At 64.7% G+C, this 16712-nt stretch carries 18 protein-coding genes and 1 other RNA gene; 13 read left to right on the top strand and 6 right to left on the bottom strand.

Annotation, left to right across the window (positions count from 1 at the left end; translation table 11 throughout):
- Positions 1 to 150: 150 nt before the first annotated feature.
- Entirely contained in the window at positions 151 to 720 is a 570-nt protein-coding gene (locus tag ASF90_RS14075; protein ID WP_055851227.1) for a type 1 glutamine amidotransferase family protein, read from the top strand.
- Positions 721 to 1035: 315 nt separating this feature from the next.
- On the opposite strand, the gene msrA is transcribed toward ASF90_RS14075, so the two are convergent.
- Both msrA and ASF90_RS14065 read right to left on the bottom strand, forming a co-directional pair.
- Positions 1036 to 1686, bottom strand: coding sequence for a peptide-methionine (S)-S-oxide reductase MsrA (gene msrA / locus ASF90_RS14070; RefSeq protein ID WP_055851225.1), 651 nt, complete (start codon positions 1684 to 1686; stop codon positions 1036 to 1038).
- A gap of 96 nt (positions 1687 to 1782) precedes the next feature.
- Positions 1783 to 2298 (bottom strand): SgcJ/EcaC family oxidoreductase, encoded by a 516-nt coding sequence (locus ASF90_RS14065; RefSeq protein ID WP_055851222.1) that lies wholly within the window; start codon positions 2296 to 2298, stop codon positions 1783 to 1785.
- Between the two features lie 124 nt (positions 2299 to 2422).
- Between ASF90_RS14065 and ASF90_RS14060 the strand changes: the two genes are divergently transcribed.
- The 3 genes from ASF90_RS14060 to ASF90_RS14050 are packed head-to-tail and all read left to right on the top strand — an operon-like array spanning position 2423 to position 5498.
- Entirely contained in the window at positions 2423 to 3130 is a 708-nt protein-coding gene (locus tag ASF90_RS14060; RefSeq protein WP_055851220.1) for a response regulator transcription factor, read from the top strand.
- Positions 3127 to 5037 carry an ATP-binding protein gene (locus ASF90_RS14055; protein WP_055851218.1) on the top strand — a complete coding sequence of 637 codons (1911 nt, stop codon included), beginning with the start codon at positions 3127 to 3129 and terminating at the stop codon, positions 5035 to 5037. Before ASF90_RS14060 ends, ASF90_RS14055 begins: the two co-directional genes overlap by 4 nt.
- The gene (locus ASF90_RS14050; RefSeq protein WP_055851215.1) at positions 5034 to 5498 is read left to right on the top strand and encodes a response regulator; all 465 of its coding nucleotides are present in this window, start codon (positions 5034 to 5036) and stop codon (positions 5496 to 5498) included. The genes ASF90_RS14055 and ASF90_RS14050 overlap by 4 nt, the downstream gene beginning before the upstream one ends.
- A gap of 151 nt (positions 5499 to 5649) precedes the next feature.
- Here the strand turns inward: ASF90_RS14050 and ASF90_RS14045 are convergent, their stop codons facing one another.
- The gene (locus tag ASF90_RS14045) at positions 5650 to 5880 is read right to left on the bottom strand and encodes a DUF2007 domain-containing protein (RefSeq protein WP_055851211.1); all 231 of its coding nucleotides are present in this window, start codon (positions 5878 to 5880) and stop codon (positions 5650 to 5652) included.
- Positions 5880 to 6521: a glutathione S-transferase family protein gene (locus ASF90_RS14040; protein ID WP_055851457.1), complete on the bottom strand. Its 642-nt coding sequence runs from the start codon at positions 6519 to 6521 to the stop codon at positions 5880 to 5882. Before ASF90_RS14040 ends, ASF90_RS14045 begins: the two co-directional genes overlap by 1 nt.
- Positions 6522 to 6829: 308 nt before the next feature.
- On the opposite strand from ASF90_RS14040, the gene ASF90_RS14035 reads away from it, so the two are divergent.
- The gene (locus ASF90_RS14035; RefSeq protein ID WP_055851208.1) at positions 6830 to 8569 is read left to right on the top strand and encodes a glutamine--tRNA ligase/YqeY domain fusion protein; all 1740 of its coding nucleotides are present in this window, start codon (positions 6830 to 6832) and stop codon (positions 8567 to 8569) included.
- Between the two features lie 59 nt (positions 8570 to 8628).
- On the opposite strand, the gene ASF90_RS22425 is transcribed toward ASF90_RS14035, so the two are convergent.
- Positions 8629 to 8706: non-coding RNA, sX9 sRNA (locus ASF90_RS22425), on the bottom strand.
- Between the two features lie 382 nt (positions 8707 to 9088).
- On the opposite strand from ASF90_RS22425, the gene ASF90_RS14030 reads away from it, so the two are divergent.
- The 5 genes from ASF90_RS14030 to rlmM all read left to right on the top strand — a co-directional run bounded on the left by ASF90_RS14030 (position 9089) and on the right by rlmM (position 12602).
- Entirely contained in the window at positions 9089 to 10018 is a 930-nt protein-coding gene (locus ASF90_RS14030) for a DMT family transporter (protein WP_055851205.1), read from the top strand.
- A gap of 60 nt (positions 10019 to 10078) precedes the next feature.
- Positions 10079 to 10318 (top strand): hypothetical protein, encoded by a 240-nt coding sequence (locus ASF90_RS14025; RefSeq protein WP_055851202.1) that lies wholly within the window; start codon positions 10079 to 10081, stop codon positions 10316 to 10318.
- Positions 10319 to 10583: 265 nt separating this feature from the next.
- Positions 10584 to 10952, top strand: coding sequence for a hypothetical protein (locus ASF90_RS22420; RefSeq protein ID WP_082473551.1), 369 nt, complete (start codon positions 10584 to 10586; stop codon positions 10950 to 10952).
- Between the two features lie 24 nt (positions 10953 to 10976).
- The gene (locus ASF90_RS14015) at positions 10977 to 11537 is read left to right on the top strand and encodes a nucleoside deaminase (RefSeq protein WP_055851196.1); all 561 of its coding nucleotides are present in this window, start codon (positions 10977 to 10979) and stop codon (positions 11535 to 11537) included.
- Positions 11538 to 11558: 21 nt separating this feature from the next.
- Positions 11559 to 12602, top strand: coding sequence for a 23S rRNA (cytidine(2498)-2'-O)-methyltransferase RlmM (gene rlmM / locus ASF90_RS14010; RefSeq protein ID WP_055851193.1), 1044 nt, complete (start codon positions 11559 to 11561; stop codon positions 12600 to 12602).
- A 413-nt stretch (positions 12603 to 13015) separates the two neighbouring features.
- On the opposite strand, the gene ASF90_RS14005 is transcribed toward rlmM, so the two are convergent.
- Positions 13016 to 14125 (bottom strand): Gfo/Idh/MocA family oxidoreductase, encoded by a 1110-nt coding sequence (locus ASF90_RS14005; protein ID WP_055851190.1) that lies wholly within the window; start codon positions 14123 to 14125, stop codon positions 13016 to 13018.
- A 256-nt stretch (positions 14126 to 14381) separates the two neighbouring features.
- On the opposite strand from ASF90_RS14005, the gene ASF90_RS14000 reads away from it, so the two are divergent.
- From ASF90_RS14000 to ASF90_RS13990, 3 genes are all read left to right on the top strand, one after another.
- Positions 14382 to 15287, top strand: coding sequence for an SMP-30/gluconolactonase/LRE family protein (locus ASF90_RS14000; RefSeq protein WP_055851188.1), 906 nt, complete (start codon positions 14382 to 14384; stop codon positions 15285 to 15287).
- Between the two features lie 81 nt (positions 15288 to 15368).
- Positions 15369 to 16091 (top strand): hypothetical protein, encoded by a 723-nt coding sequence (locus ASF90_RS13995; RefSeq protein ID WP_055851185.1) that lies wholly within the window; start codon positions 15369 to 15371, stop codon positions 16089 to 16091.
- A 189-nt stretch (positions 16092 to 16280) separates the two neighbouring features.
- The gene (locus ASF90_RS13990) at positions 16281 to 16676 is read left to right on the top strand and encodes a hypothetical protein (RefSeq protein ID WP_055851182.1); all 396 of its coding nucleotides are present in this window, start codon (positions 16281 to 16283) and stop codon (positions 16674 to 16676) included.
- The last annotated feature ends 36 nt before the right edge of the window (positions 16677 to 16712 follow it).

The following is a 16712-nucleotide window of genomic DNA, read 5'->3' as shown; positions in this document are numbered from 1 at the left end:
CGCCCCGCGCATCTGTCAAGCAAGCTCCGTTCGAGCAGCCGATGGACCAGGCCGCGATACCGCCCGCCCCCTGCGCGTCTGCACACCTTGCTTACAATCGCCGCGCGTGCACTGCCTAGAATCCAGAGACCTCAACTGGTGTAGCGGACAATGGCAAACATTGCAGTGGTGATGGTCGATGGTGTGGCCGATTGGGAAATCGGTGTGGTGCTGCCAGCGGCGCGCGAGTGGTTTGGCGATCAGGTGGCGATTGCCAGCATCGATGGCCAGCCGGTGCAGTCCATCGGCGGGCTGCGGATCGCTCCGGAATTCGCGCTCTCGGATCTGGCGCCGCTGGACGCAGACCTGTGGATCCTGCCCGGCAGCGAGCGCTGGCAGGCAGGTGAAATCCCCGGCTTAAGTGGTCTCTTGGTCGAACGCGTGCAACACCAGCGCCCGGTCGCGGCGATCTGCGGCGCCACCATCGCTTTGGCCTATGCCGGCCTGCTCGACGACCGTGCGCATACCAGCAACGCGCTGGCGTTTTTGCAGGAACATGTGGTGCCCTATGCCGGGGCCGCGCAGTATCGCCATGAGAAAGTCGTCACCGCTGACGGCGTCATCACCGCACCCGGCACCAGCCCGGTCGGCTTTGCGCTAGCCTGCATGCGTCTGCTGCATCCCGAACGCACCGACACGCTTGCGCAGCTGCGCGGCATGTTTGCCGGCGAATTCGTCTGAACCAACGGATACAAGCACGCCCGGCTCATTGCACTCACTGAATGCTGTGGTTCACCGCACCGATGCATTGCACCGATTGGCTGCAATGATCCGCTGGGCCAGTTTGCCTATCAACCACACGAGGCGACGGCAGCGCGTCTTGCGCACGCCGCACAAAAAAAGATGGCTACGTCGTCTCCGACGTAGCCATTCAAGTTGCCTGGCATGCACTCCCATGCGCTGCCTGATCGTGATAACGCTGCCGGTCACTATTGGCCATCGGCGCGCTGCCACGATCACGTGGTTGACAGCGCTTCAATCCGGCCTGCCTTTCCGTCAGGCATCCAGCCCGATCGGGCAGCTCACTCCCGTGCCGCCAAGCCCGCAATAGCCATTGGGGTGCTTGGCGAGATACTGCTGGTGATCGTCTTCGGCGTAGTAGAACGTGGGCGCCGGGAAACGGATCTCCGTGGTGATTGCGCCATACCCTGCGGCATCCAGCTGCTGCTGATAGGCGTCGCGGCTGGCAAGTGCCGCGTCGTATTGCGCTTGCGTCGTGCAATAGATGGCCGAACGGTATTGCGTGCCGACATCGTTGCCTTGCTGCATGCCCTGGGTGGGGTCATGGCTTTCCCAGAACGTGCGCAGCAACTGCGCAAACGACGCCGATGCTTCGTCGTACACCACCAACACCGCTTCGGTATGGCCGGTCTGTCCGGAGCACACTTCCGCGTAGGTCGCATTGGGTGTCTCGCCGCCCGCATAGCCCACTGCGGTGGTGTACACCCCCGGCACGCTCCAGAACTTGCGTTCCGCGCCCCAGAAGCAACCAAGCCCGAATTGCACCTGGGCCAGGCCGGTAAATTCCCCGCGCAACGGGTGACCGTTGATCAGGTGCGTGTTGTGTAGCGGCAGCGCTTGCTCGCGTCCTGGCAGTGCCTCGCCCGGACGTGGCATACGTTGTTTAAAGGCGCCGATTCCCAGCATGGTGCAACTCCGCAATCGTGAGGATTGCCTGCTGGATGGCGCCGGCCGCAGCAGCTTTCAAGCCTGCCCGGCCGGCGCTCGCCGCCGATGCAGCGCTTACTTGGCCTTGGCGACCGCCGCACGCGTATCGACTTCCGGCATCGCCGAGCTGTGGTGGTTGATGATCAACCACTTGCCGTCGCGCTTCTCGTAGACGAAGGTGTAGCGCGCCTGCACATCGCTCTTCTTGCCGCTCTTGTCGGTCAGCGTGAAGGTGTAGACGCCGGCATCCACCGCGCTGTCGTCATCGAGCACACGCACGGTGCGGTAATTGATCACGCCCTTGGGCTTTTTGGTCAGGAACATTTCGAAGTAGTTTTCGATCTGCTCGCGCGAGGCGCGCACTTCGTTGGAGACCGTCGGCAGCAGCACGCCGTCCGGCGCGTACAGATCGGCCACCTTGTGCGGGTTACCTGTCGCCAGCGCGGCATTCCAGGTGTCGAACAGCGCAGCGACTTCGCGCTCTTCGCCGCCAGCCGGCAGTGCGGCCTTGTCTGCGTAGTGCATCACACCGCCAGCCAGCGCCGGGGTGGCAGCCAGAGCCAGAACCAAAGAGAACAGGGTGCGGCGCATGGAAAATCTCCGTTAGGTTGTTGTGGGTGCCTCATCGGGCAAGCTCAGTATCGAAATCAAGCACCCCCAACAATTCTGCCGATTGGCATATACTCAAATATGCTGATCGGCCTAGAACGAACCTATGGAAGCCCCTACCAATGCTGGCGATTGGCGCCTGACCTTGCGGCGCGAGGCCTCAGACAGCGCACGTTGGCAGGCGCTCTTGGAGGCGGCCGTGGCCCTGCGTCAGGCCCACACGCCGGAGCAAGCCTGCGATGCAGTACTGAGCCGCGTGCTGCTGTTGCTGGGCCTGGAGCACGGCGCCGTGCTGGCGCAGCGCGGGCCGCGCGCGCAGGTGCTTGCCAGCCGCGGGCGGGCACTGCCGCCCGGCGCCAGTGCGGCCGGCGACGGTCACGAAGCCGCCTGGCTGATGCCGCCGCGCCCAAGCGACATGCGCGAAGCCAAAGTACCGATCCATGCCCTGGGCACCACCCACGGCATGCTGTGCGTGGCCTGGACCGACAGCCGCACTGCGCCCGGCAACGATGACGTGCAGGCGCTGCAGGCCTTCGCACTATTGCTGCCGGCGATGGTGGCCGAACCGGCCAAGCCGATCGCCACGCGTCGGCGCAAACCCCAGCAGGACGACCGCCTCAGTGCGCTGAGCAAACGCGAGAAACAGGTCTTGTCGCTGCTGCCACGCGGACTCACTAATGCCACGCTGGCAGCTGAACTGGGGATTTCTCCCGGCACGGTAAAAGTGCATGTGGAGCGAATCCTGCAGAAACTTGAGGTAAAAGATCGCACCCAGGCCGCGGTGTACGCGGTCCATGCCGGACTCGCGCTATGAATGCATTGGCAGTGCGTTGGAACGATTGGCCAATCACCCGTAAAAGTCTGGCGGTGGTGACACTGCCGTTGCTGTTGCTGGCCGTGGCGCTGATGGCGATCTATAGCGTGGAGCGGCAGAACATCGCCGCCGAAAACGATGTGCGCCAGACACTGGAAGTATTGAGCGACCTGTACGAAGCACACGCGCTACTGGCCGAAACCGCAGCCGGTGTGCGCGGCTATCGCCTGGTGCGCCGCGATGAATTCCTCACCCCGTACCGCGATGCCGAACCGCGGTTGCAACGCGTGGCCGAACGGCTCTCCCAACGCATCACCGACCCGGTGCAGGCGCAGCGATTTGCGCGTATCAAGCCGCTATTTGCGGAAAAAATGCAGGGCTGGCGTCGTTTGCTGGCACCGGACCTGAGCCGCGAAGAAGAGATCCGTCAGCTCTGGGACGGCAAGTACAAGCTCGACATCCTGCGTGCCGAACTGCGCGAGTTGCGCAATTACGAAACCGCGCAGTTGCAAGTGCGCACCGCCAAGGCGCAAGGGTTGCGCCAGCGCAATCTGATCATCACCCTGAGCGCGGCCATGCTCGGCGGCCTGGGCGCAGTGTTTGCCGTGGCGTGGTTCGCATCGGCCTTATCCGGGCGGCTGCGCACGCTGGCGGCCAACGCCGACCGACTGGGCGAAGGCCTGCCGCTGGCACCGCAACCGCGCGCCGGCGATGAGTTGGGCCAGGTCGGCCAGCGGCTGGCGCAGGCCAGCGAACTGTTGGCCGCCCGCGCGGCCGAAGCGCAACTGGCACGGCGCGATGCAGAAACCGCCAACCGCGCGAAAACCGAATTTCTCTCGCGCAGCAGCCATGAACTGCGCACGCCGCTCAACGCGATTCTGGGCTATGCGCAGGTGCTGGAAATGGACCTGCCCGAGCCTGGCCACCGCCGCCATCTGCAGCACATTCTGGGCGCCGGCCGGCACTTGCTGGGGCTGATCACCGAGCTGCTGGACATCGCACGGATCGAAGCCGATCAACTGGATCTCAGCCCGGAACCCATTTCGGTGCGCGCGGCCGTGCACGAAGCGCTGGGCCTGATCGCGCCGGATGCCGACAAGTACGGCATTGCATTGCAACCGGCCGCCATCGAAGGGCCGTGGACGGTCCGCGCCGACGCGCAGCGGCTGCGTCAGGTGCTGCTCAATCTGCTGTCGAACGCGGTCAAGTTCAATCGTCCCGGCGGTCAGGTGCAGGTCACCGCACAGGCAGATGGCGAACAACTGCGCATCACCGTGGCCGATCAGGGCACGGGGCTGACGCCTGCGCAGATCGAGCGCTTGTTTACGCCGTTCGAGCGACTGGGCGCCGAGCGATCGGCCGTGGAAGGGACTGGTCTGGGCCTGGCACTGAGCAAGCGCCTGATCGAGGCGATGGGTGGGCAGATCGGCGTGGACAGCAGCCGAGATGGCGCACGCTTCTGGATCTCGCTACCGCAAGGCGAGCCGCAACCCAACGAGCCAGCACGCATCCTGCTGCCGCCCAGCACCAGCGGCAGCGCGGTGTGCCGGCTGCTGAGCATCGAGGACAACCCGTCCAACCAGGCGCTGATCCGCACACTCACCGAGCGTCGCCCGCAATGGCACTTGCTCGAAGCAGCCAGCCTGGCGCAAGCGCGCGAGTTGTTGCAGCAGGGCGTGCCGGATCTGATCCTGCTGGATCTGCACCTGAGCGACGGCAACGGCGAGGAGCTGTTGCGCGAGTTGCAAGCGCAGCCGGCCACGGCGCAGGTGCCGGTGGTGGTGATCAGCGCCGATGCCACCACCGCCACCCTGGCGCGCGTCGGCAATCAGGGCGTGCGTGCGTATCTGACCAAACCGCTCGACGTGGCGGAATTCTTCACCGTGATCGACAGGCTGCTGGCATGACACGCGACGAAATCCTGGGCTCTCGCATCCTCATCGTCGACGACGAGCCGGCCAATGTGCGGCTGCTCGAAGACCTGCTGCAGCGCGAAGGCTTCCAGCAGGTCATCGCCACCACCGATCCGCTGCGGGTCATGGGGCTGGTGTCGGCGTTCGCGCCGGACCTGATCCTGCTGGATCTGAAGATGCCCGAGCTAGACGGCTATGCGCTGCTGGAACAGCTGGCACGGCTGTCCGATCCGGGGCATTTCTTGCCGGTGATCGTACTCACCGCCGACCCCAGCCGCAGCGCACGCCACCGCGCTCTGGGCCTGGGCGCCAAGGACTTCTTGACCAAGCCGCTGGACACCTTCGAAGTCGCGCTGCGGGTCTGGAACGTGGCCGAAACCACGGTGCTGTTCAAACGCCTGCGCGCGCTGGCCGCGCCAGAGGCCGCGCCGCCAGGATGGCGTCAGTCGGAATGATGCGTGCGCGTCGTAGGAGCGCACCTGGGGGCGACCGGGCTTTGCCGATAACGCCCGCACAGGTGCGCACCCGGGCGCGATGAAGTTTTGTCGATAAACGCCTCATCGCGCCCGGGTGCGCTCCTACGGGTGGCGCTGCGCTGCTTCAAGGCTATAGCGCGCGGGTGACTTCGCCGCACAGGCCGATGTCGGCCAGCACCGCCTGCGCCTGACTCAGCTGCAGGTCGGCCACGCACACCTGCAGCACCCCGAAGGCCGGCAATTCGCCGGCGCCGCCCAGCAGCGATTCGCCGAACACGAAGGCGGTGATGCCGGCATCTTCCAGCGCGTGCTTGGCCAGATGCGCATCGATGATGTGACTGGCGCGATAGGCGATCTGCATCAGCCGCGCTCCGCGCGTTCGCGTTCTGCGCCGTTGCGCCATTCGCGTAGCGCCGGCAGCGCATCCAGGGCAGCCAGGTAATCGCCAGCGGCCTCGAACAGCGGTACGCCATAGCTGGCAAAGCGCAGCGCCACCGGGGCGTACATCGCATCGACGATGCCGAATTCGCCGCACAGGAAGTTGCCGGCATGGCCGTGCTCGGCGCGCAGGCTGGCCCACAGGGCCTGGATGCGGGTGATGTCGCGCTCGGCCGCTGCATCCCACTGCGCCGGGCCGAGGGGACGGGCCAGATCCATCGGCAGTTGGGTGCGCAACGCGGCAAAGCCCGAATGCATTTCGGCCGCGGCCGCGCGCGCCTGGGCACGCACCGCCAGATCCGCCGGCCAGCCGCGGCCGTCGAGCCAGCGCTCGTTGATGTATTCGCAAATCGCCAGCGAGTCCCAGACATGCAGGGTGTCGTCCCACAGCACCGGCACCCTGCGAGTGGGCGAATAACCGGCGATGCGCGCCTGGAACTGCGGCGTGTCCAGCGGCAGGCAGACTTCCTCGAACGGCACCTGGAAATGCCGCAATAGCAGCCACGGCCGCAACGACCAGGAAGACAGGGTTTTGTCGCCGATCACCAGACGGGGCAAGGGCATGCGCAGCTCGCTGCAGAGGGTCGGCGCAGCGTACGCGTCGAGGCCGGCCACCGCCAGCCGTGGCCGATCGGGTGCTGCAGCGCCCGTCACGCACGGCCGCGACGGCGTCACCGCCTGCCACCGCGTCCTTCGATAAGGTCTAAGACTGGCCCTTGACCACGGGATGTCGCTGCTGGCCGGGCGCGCGGAGCCCACTGACGGTGCCGACGGCGGTAAAAACATCGCAAAAGGCGCCGCACTGCCCCACCGCCTACCCCTAACCGGTGCCACCGCCTAAACTTGCGGTTTACTTATTGCCGATGCCCCGCATGTCCGAGATTCCAGCCACCGACGCCACCGCCCCGGCGGAGAAGAAAGACTTCATCCGCCAGATCGTTCGCGAGGACCTGGCCAGCGGCAAGCACACGGTCATCCGCACCCGCTTCCCGCCCGAGCCCAATGGCTACCTGCACATCGGCCACGCCAAGGCGATCTGCCTGGACTTCGGCCTGGCAGCCGAGTTCGGCGGGCTGTGCAATCTGCGCCTGGACGACACCAACCCGGCCAAGGAAGACCCCGAGTTTGCGGCCGCCATCCAGGACGACGTGCGCTGGCTGGGCTACGAATGGGCGCAGCTGCGCCACGCGTCGGACTACTTCGATGTGTATTACCTGGCTGCGCAGAAGCTGATCCGCGACGGCCATGCGTTCGTTTGCGATCTGAGTGCAGAGCAGGTGCGCGAATACCGCGGCACCTTGACCGAGCCGGGCCGCAATTCGCCGTACCGCGAGCGCAGCGTCGAAGAAAACCTGGACCTGTTCGGCCGCATGCGCGCCGGCGAATTCCCCGATGGCGCACGCACGCTGCGCGCCAAGATCGACATGGCCAGCGGCAATATCAATCTGCGCGACCCGGCGCTGTACCGCATCAAGCATGTGGAGCATCAGAACACCGGCAACGCCTGGCCGATCTATCCGATGTACGACTTTGCGCATTCGCTGGGCGATGCAGTGGAAGGCATCACCCACTCGCTGTGCACGCTGGAATTCGAAGACCACCGCCCGCTGTACGACTGGTGCGTGGACAAGGTGGACCTGGCCGGGCATCCGGCGCTGCTGCAGCCGCTGCTGGACAAGGGCCTGCCGCGCGAAGCGGCCAAGCCGCGTCAGATCGAGTTTTCGCGCCTCAACATCAACTACACGGTGATGAGCAAGCGCAAGCTCACCGCGCTGGTGGAAGAACAGTTGGTGGATGGCTGGGACGACCCACGCATGTACACGCTGCAGGGCCTGCGTCGTCGCGGCTATACGCCGGCGGCGATGCGCCTGTTTGTGGACCGCGTGGGCATCAGCAAGCAGAACTCGCTGATCGACTTCTCGGTACTGGAAGGCTGCCTGCGCGAAGATCTGGATACCACCGCAGCGCGCCGCATGGCGGTGATCGACCCGCTCAAGCTGGTGCTGACCAACCTGCCCGACGGCCATACCGAGACACTGCAGTTTTCCAATCATCCCAAGGACGAAAGCTTCGGCACACGTGAGGTGCCGTTCGCACGCGAGCTGTGGATCGATCGCGAAGATTTTGCCGAAGTCCCGCCCAAGGGCTGGAAGCGGTTGGTGCCGGGCGGCGAAATCCGTCTGCGTGGCGCCGGCATCGCGCGCGTGGATGAGGTGATCAAGAACGACGCCGGGCAGATCGTCGAGCTGCGCGGCTGGCTGGATCCGGAATCGCGCCCCGGCATGGAAGGCGCGAACCGCAAGGTCAAGGGCACCATCCATTGGGTCAGTGCGGTGCATGCGGTAGAAGCGGAAATCCGCCTGTACGACCGTCTGTTTTCGGTGGAAAAACCCGACGACGAATCCGAAGGCAAGACCTACCGCGACTATCTCAACCCCGAGTCCAAGCGCAGCGTGCGCGGCTATGTGGAACCGTCGGCGACGCAGGCGGCACCGGAGCAGGCGTTCCAGTTCGAACGCACCGGTTATTTTGTTGCCGACCGCCGCGATCACAGCGCGGCCACGCCGGTGTTCAACCGCAGCGTGACCTTGCGCGATACCTGGGCCAAGTAAGTGCGACAACCACTTCGGCGATGCTTGCGGCAACGCAGGCGTCGCTGAGTGGTTGGAGCGGCCAACAAAACGTAGCGAGCAATCGTGATGGTGGATGCGGACGGCGCACTCATAAGCGGTGTGTACGAGTGGTCCATGCCGCACCGGGCACTGGCCTCGCCCGCCTGGCGGCTGCATAGGAGTGTTGCTAGCTGCTCTGAATGTGCGCATGCAAGCGTTTACCCACCTTGTTCGAACAGCCAGCTTGCGGCCATCCGGCTGCTGATCGCTGCGGTGTCGTAGTCACCACGCCCACCCATGCACGCGGCGGCCAATCGTCCGGCGTGACGTCGGCAATCGAACGATCACTCAGAGGAATGTCAGATCGCATTGGGCACGCTGCTTACGGGCGCACGACTGTTGCCCCCCCTTTATCGCGACACACAGCCATCTCAGGGCGGCCGGCGTGCGTGATCGGCGAGCTTGATCAACGCAGCGCTGCACTGCACGCTGCGGTGGATGGCATGAAGGAGACGCACGATGCGTGAGCGCATGATGATGGGCGTCGCCTGCGGCATCGGTGCGGGCGCGTTGTGGGGACTGGTGTTTCTGGCGCCGCAGTTGTTGTCGGCGTTTACCCCGCTGCAATTGGCGGTGGCGCGCTACCTGTCGTATGGCGCGGTCGCCGCGCTGGTGCTGGCACCGCGTGCACGACAAACCGCCGCCCGGTTGGGCCGCGCCGAGTGGTGGGCGCTGGTCCATCTGAGTCTGATGGGCAATCTGATTTATTACGTCTTGCTGGGCAGCGCCGTGCAGTGGGCCGGTAGCGCGGCCACGGCGCTGATCATCGGGTTGCTGCCGGTGGTGGTCACCATCATCGGTACGCGCGCTGCCGGCGCGGTGCAACTGCGGCGGCTTGCCGCGCCGTGCGCGCTGTGTGTCATCGGCGTGGCGCTGGTCGCGCTGGATACCGTGCAGGACGACTCCGGGCAACAAGCGAGCGACCGCCTCACCCGCATTGCCGGCTTGCTGTGCGCAGTTGGTGCACTGGTCTCGTGGTCGGCGTATTCGATCGCCAATGCGCGCTGGTTGCGTCGCCGTCCCGACCTCTCCGGTGGCGACTGGTCGCTGCTGACCGGCGTGGTCACCGGCGCACTGGCCGCGTTGCTGGCGCCGGCGGCGATGATTGGCAGCGCAGCGCATGCAACGATCGATTGGGCAAGTTTTTGGGGTGTTTCGCTGCTGCTGGGCATCCTGGCATCGGTGATCGGCAACGCCTTGTGGAACCGCGCCAGCCGCGTGCTGCCACTGACCCTGGTCGGGCAGATGATCGTGTTCGAAACCGTGTTTGCGCTGCTCTACGGGTTTGCCTGGGAAATGCGCCTGCCCACGCCACTGGAGCTGGCCGCGATCGCCTGCCTGCTGGTCGGCGTGCTGTGGTGCGCAGCGCTGCATGCGGAAGCGAATTGACGCAACCGGCCTGCGCGCGCATCGGCCTAGATTGCACGCTGTCTTCAATGGAACACCACCATGTGCCTCCCACGACAAGGCAAGCGAGCGCTCTACGGAGCGGTCTTTTCACTTTCGATCGGCTTGGCGGGCTGCTCGCAGCCGCAACAAACCGTACAAGCGGTCACCCCGGCCGACGTGCTGTGCATGTTCGTCCCCAACCCGCCCGACGCCGAGCTGCCCAACGCCGACCGCGATGAAAGCATGCAGCAGTTAGCGCTTGCCAACCGTTGCAGCTCTGCGCTGCGCCGGCGCCGATGATGACGTCGCAAAAACCGGCAGTCCCCATCAGCGAATGGCGATTGCCTGTGACGGCGCCCGCCACTGCGATGACCAACGCGCGTTCCACCACTGCACATCGGCGCGCGCTTCTACGGCCGGCTCGCTCTTGCGCGCGTTGTGACCGGCAAATGGCGCAGTGCGTCACCCGGTCGGGCACTCTGCGATGCGTCAGGTGTCATACGGACCACATTTGCGGCGGCCAGGCCTTACCATGAAACTCACTTACCGTGATCGGAGCAGCCACATGTCCCGTGCCTTGTCCTGGTGTCTAAGCAGTCTGTTCCTGATCGCATCCCTGGTTCTGATGGGCTGTGTGACTGCCCCGCCCACCGAAGCGGCAACCCGTCCGGCGGTGTCGCCGATCAAGCTCGCCCAGGTGAATACCACCTGCCGCACCGATGCCGACTGCATGGTCAAGGACGTGGGCAGCTGTTGCGGCAAGTTGCCGGCCTGCGTCAACGTCAACAGCCCTACCAACCCCAAGGCCGTTGCGGCGCAATGCCAGGCCAGCGGGATGGTGGGTGTCTGCGGCTTCCGCCCGATCGACGCCTGCCAGTGCGTTTCCGGCCAATGTGCCGCAACGCGGGCAACGACCGATACACTGAGACCTTGATTCGTCTCAGCAACCGGTCCACTGATGCTCTACGCGCAAGTCCACCTCACCCTGCCCGCCTGGATTCATGAGTTTGTAGACGCCAGCCGCGCCTATCCCGGCGACGACGACAAGGTGGCGCTGGCCATCGCGCTGTCGCGGATGAACGTGGAGGCGCGCAGCGGCGGCCCGTTTGGCGCTGTCGTGTTCGGCCCGGATCATCACATCATCGCAGCTGCGGTCAACCGCGTGGTGCCGCAAAACACCTCGCTGGCGCATGCAGAGAACATGGCCTACATGCTCGCGCAGCAGCGCCTGCAGACGCCACGCTTGAACGACGTGCTGTCGCCGGTGACGCTGGCCACTTCTGCGCAGCCATGTTGCCAGTGCTATGGCGCCACGGTTTGGGCCGGTATCGACCGCCTGTTGATCGGCGCACGCGCAGAAGACGTGATGGCACTGACTGAATTCGACGAAGGCCCGCTGCCTGCAGACTGGGTGGGCGAGCTCACCCGCCGCGGCATCGAGGTGGTCCGCGATGTGCAACGCGAACAGGCTTGTGCGGTGCTGCGTAGCTACGGCGAGGGCGGCGGTGATCATTATTGACCTGTCCTTGCGAGCGCTGCGGTGAGCGGGCTGCTGTGTTATTGCCGCCAAGGCTTCGAGCCGGAACTGGCGGCCGAACTGAGTGCGCGCGCCGCGTTCGTCGGCATCGCCGGCTATGCGCGTACGCAGCGCAACGATGGCTATGTGCTGTTCGTCTGCGATGAGGCCGCGCAACTGGCTGCAAAGCTGCACTGGCGCGAGCTGATCTTTGCGCGACAGAAACTGGTGGTACTGGCCGAACTCAAGGGCATCGACCCCAAAGACCGCATCACCCCGATCCTGTCCGCCCTCGAAGGGCAGACGCGCTTTGGCGATCTGTGGGTGGAGCACCCGGATTCGGACGCTGGCAAACCGCTGGCGGGCCTGGCGCGCAGCTTCGGCAATGCGTTGCGCCCGGCACTGCGCAAGGCTGGCCTGCTCACCGACAAACCGCAACCGCGACTGCCGCGCTTGCATGTGTGCTTTCTCGATGGCGACCACGCACTGCTGGCGGTAGCCGATGCCGACGACAGTGCGCCTTGGCCACTGGGCATTCCGCGCCTGAAGTTGCTGCCGGAAGCGCCATCGCGCTCGGCACTGAAGCTAGACGAAGCGCTACTCACCCTGCTCACGCCCGAGGAACGCGAGCGCCTGGTCAAGCCCGGCATGCGCGCGGCCGATCTGGGCGCCGCTCCCGGCGGCTGGACCTGGGTGCTCACCCGCCAGCATGTGCATGTGACCAGCGTCGACAACGGCCCGCTACGCGAGCATGTGCTGGAGACCGGGCTGGTCGAACATCTGCGCGCCGACGGCTTTCACTGGAAGCCGGCGCAACCGCTCGACTGGATGGTCTGCGACATGGTCGAGCAACCGCGCCGCGTGGCCGAACGCATGGCCACCTGGGTACGCGAAGGCTGGTGCCGCCACACCATCTTCAATCTCAAGCTGCCGATGAAAAAGCGCTGGGACGAGACGCGCCTGTGCCTGGATCTGTTTGAACAGCAGGCCGAAAAATCGCTGACCGTGCGTGCCAAGCAGCTGTATCACGATCGCGAAGAGATCACCGTGCTGGCGATGCGCGACTGAGCTGAGCTGGGATTGGGGAGTCGGGATTAGGGAGTGGTAGAAGCGGTTGGGCGGCGCGTTGTTTGCACGTGTTAGCCGTAGATTCCGGCAGTTATTGCGCAGTGAGCACGGTGTTTGTGATGGGCGTGCAGACGCTGGAGCAGATGCGGGGATGCGGGAGTTCGAGACTCGGGATTCGTAGAAGCGGTTGATCGGCGCATTGCCGGCACGTGTTAGCCATGAATTCCGCCAGTCGTTGCGTGGTGAGCTCTGTGCCTGTCGTGCACAGACGCTGGAATGGAAGTGGTGTAGCCGTGGCTGGTGGTGGATCTTGAAGGCTGGTGGCAGCTTCCAGCCCCATGCTTCGGTCGCACATTGCTGCGGCTTGTTGCCTCACTATGTCGGCGGCCTATCGACCGCCGAAACCAGCTGACTTACAGCACGATGCGCTTGCTGCCTTCACGCGCGGAGCGGTAGATCGCATCGACGATACGGATATCCCGCAAGCCTTCTTCGCCTGGCGCACGCAACGGCGTGCCATTGATGATCGCCAATGCGTCTTCGTCCATCTGCAATGCCTGCTGATGCGGCACTTTGACATCGAAGACGCGGCCGTCGCTGGCCTTGCCGGTGACGCCTTGATAGCTCTGAAACGGCGACAGCTCGTACCAGCCGCGCTCGCAGTCGGCGCGCAGCACATTCATGTTGGCACCGAAGCTGGTCTTGCATGCCGCACGCACGGCATTAGGAAACTCCAGCGTGAAATCCATATGTTCGTCGACCTCGTCGAACAACTCGGGACGGTCGGTCCAGCGCTTGGCGGTCACTGCCAGCGGCTCGGCGCCCACGGTGTACCGCGCGGCATTGAGCGGATACACGCCCATGTCGTACATCGCACCGCCACCGAATTCCGAGCGCAGCCGCCACGGGCGATCGGCCTTGGTCGTATCGCGATAGCCGTTGTAACCGGCCTCGGCACGCACGCGTTGCATCGCGCCGAACGGCTTCTCGCCGGCCATCGCAATCAGACGCCGCGTATTGGGTTCGTGCTGCATGCGGTAGCCGATCGTCAACGCCACCCTGTTGCGTTTGCAGGCCGCAATCATCGCCTCGCATTCGCCCGCATGCATCGCCATCGGCTTTTCGCACCACACATGCTTACCGGCCGCCGCCGCACGCAATGCAAGCGGTGCATGCAAGTGAGTAGGCGTAACGATGTAGACCACATCGATGTCGTCGTTGTCGGCGATACGGTCGAAGTTGTCGTAGTTGTAGACATTGCGATCGGCAATGCCGTACTTGGATTGCCACTGCCCAATCTTCGACGGCGTGCCGGTCACGATGCCCGCCAGCTTGCAGTGTTTGGTCAAAGCCAGGCCCGGCGCGAGTTGCTCGCTGGCATAACTTCCCAACCCTGCCAGTGCCACATTGAGCGGTTTTCCCGGCTTCTTTTTCGGCAACGCCCATGCAGGTGCGCCAAGCAGGATGCCGGCGCTGCCGAAGGCGGCAAGCAAGCGGCGACGTGTCAAGGATTCCACGGACATGCAAACCTCCTTCTTAGAGAGAATAGCGACCAGCGTTTGCCAAGCGGCATCGTGCAGACGGCATTAGCGCAGCGGACGCTGCGATGCACGCGCGACATGGCACGCATCGGCCACATCGGCTCGACGACACGCCGGCATGTATCGGCTGCTCCGATCCACTACTGCCCGCGCACCTTACTTGATCGCACGTGATCATCGCCATGGTCGCGCTGCACGGTCTGGCACACTGCCGACGATCATCTCTGGAGGATTCCGCATGACCGCTGCTGCCCGCCATCGTTTCCTGCCACTGGCCTTGTTGTTGTCCAGCTCGCTCGCCAGCGCTGCCGATCCGCCGTTCGTTGCGCGCGACCTGATTGGAGATGGCGCATTCACGCATAACGCCGAGGGCCCAGCAGCAGGCCCGGACGGCGCGCTGTATGCGGTGAATCTGGGCAAGGACGGCACCATTGCACGCATCGCGTTGCAAACAGACGGCAGCGCAACTGCCGAGGTGTTTGTTACCTTGCCTGCCGGCAGCACCGGCAACGGCATTCGCTTTCGCGACGGCGCGATGTACGTGGCCGATTACACCAGCCACAAGATCCTGCAAGTGAATTTGCCCACGCGCGCGGTGAGCACCTTCGCCTCGCTGCCCGATTCCGATGGTCCCAACGATCTGGCACTGGCACCCGATGGCAGTTTCTACGCCAGCGACCCGAATTGGAAAGACAACAGCGGCCGCTTGTGGCACATCGGTCGCGATGGCGCAGTGCGGCTGCTGGAATCGGGCATGACCACCCCGAATGGACTGGACGTCAGCCCGGACGGCAAGCACCTCTACGTCAACGAGAGCATGTCGCGCAAGGTGTGGGTGTACGACCGCCTGGACGATGGCAGCGTGCGCAACAAACGTCTGCTGATCGCGTTTCCCGATTTCGGTATGGACGGCATGCGCTGCGATGCCGACGGCAATCTGTATATCGCCCGTTACGATGCCGGACAGATCGCGGTGGTGTCGCCGACAGGCAAGTTGCTGCGCACGGTCGCGCTGAAAGGCCGCAAGGCCAGCAACGTCGCCTTCGGTGGCAGCGACGGCAAACAGGTGTTCGTCACCCTGCAGGATCGCGGCGCAGTTGAAACGTTCAGATCCGATCGCCCCGGGCGCGAAACCGGACGCTGAAACTGCTGCGCGCGTCGCATTGGTTCTCAGGCCGCGCAACAGCATCCTGGCATCCTGCAGGTCACCCGCGGAGGACTCCCCATGCAACCCATCGAACTCAAGGATGCGGCCGCCTTTGGCAGCGAATTCCTGCGACTGACCCTGTTGCAGGGGTTTCAGTCGCTGACCAAACGCGACCTGGAACTGTTGATCTTCGTGCTGCTGGAGCGAGATGGCGCCATCTCGCGCAATAGCTCCAACGCCCTTGTCGCACTGCAGCTGCGTGTCACCTCGGCCAAGGTCAAGGCCTTGCGTCGCGATGGCTATGCGCGCTGGCGCGCGTTGGTGCCCGAAGAAGGCGACGCGGCGATGCAGCGCATCGTGGCCAACGTGCTCACCGAAGACAACCTGCGCTCCGGTGCCAAGCACGTCAGCGAACGCAGCCGCAAAGAAGGGTTCCTGGCGGTGCGGATCGAACATCCCGACGACGCACAGCAATTCGAGCAAGCCATTCTCGATGTCGGCGCGTTGCCGGTATACGAACGCAATCGCGAAGTGGTGGCGGTGCGCTTCGACACGCTACTGAAAATCGCCGAACGCTGGGGCTATCTGCAGCAGGATCCGCAGGCGGCGGTACGCGAATTGCAAAAGCTCACGCCCACCGCCGAAGAAGTGGCGGATTTGCTGAAAAAGGACATCGCGCAGCTGCGCTGGGACGATGTGCGTCGCGCACTCAACAGCCTGGGTGCCAAGGCAGTGGCCAGCACCGCGGAAGGCGGCTTGAAGGGCTTGCTCAAGATCATGTTTCCCTTCATCCCCGGCTGAGTGACCTGCAAGGCGACGGCAACCCGCCGTCGCCCCGCCAGATCCAGCGTTGATGCCGACGCTGCCCCGCCCGCTGCGCCCAGCTTGCGCAAGGGATCTGGCGATGCACCACATCCCACCCGCATGCCACCCACCGCAAGCTGCCCGCACCCTCTATCCTTAGCGGCTGTTCCACATCAGGGGGATCTGATGACCATCCGCCGTATCGCCACACTCACCGCACTGCTGCTCGTTTGCGGCATCGCCTCCGCCCAGCAGGCACCTACGCCGGCCAGCAGCATGCCGCTGATCGATGTGCCCAACGTCATCCGCACCCAACCGCTGTCCAGCGGTGAAATCACGCACCAGACCCAACTGGAACGCCCGCGCGGCGAGTCCAGCGTGATCGTGCGCTCGATCCAGCCCAGCAGCGTGGTCGGCAGCTACCGCATCGATTTCAAGGCGATGGACGTGGATGGCGATGGCCGCATCAGCCGTGCCGAAGCCCAGACCAACCCCGCGCTGGCCGATGAATTCGATGCACTCGACACCCGCCACAGCGGCTATCTGACCCGCGAGCAGCTGGCCGGCTGGCTGACCCAGTAATCACGTCGCACAGCTCGGCGGCACGCAGGCGCGCCG

The organism is Xanthomonas sp. Leaf148, from assembly GCF_001423585.1.
In the GTDB taxonomy this organism is placed as follows: domain Bacteria; phylum Pseudomonadota; class Gammaproteobacteria; order Xanthomonadales; family Xanthomonadaceae; genus Xanthomonas.
Note: the sequence above shows the minus strand (reverse complement) of the source record. Positions and strands in the feature narration are given on the sequence as shown.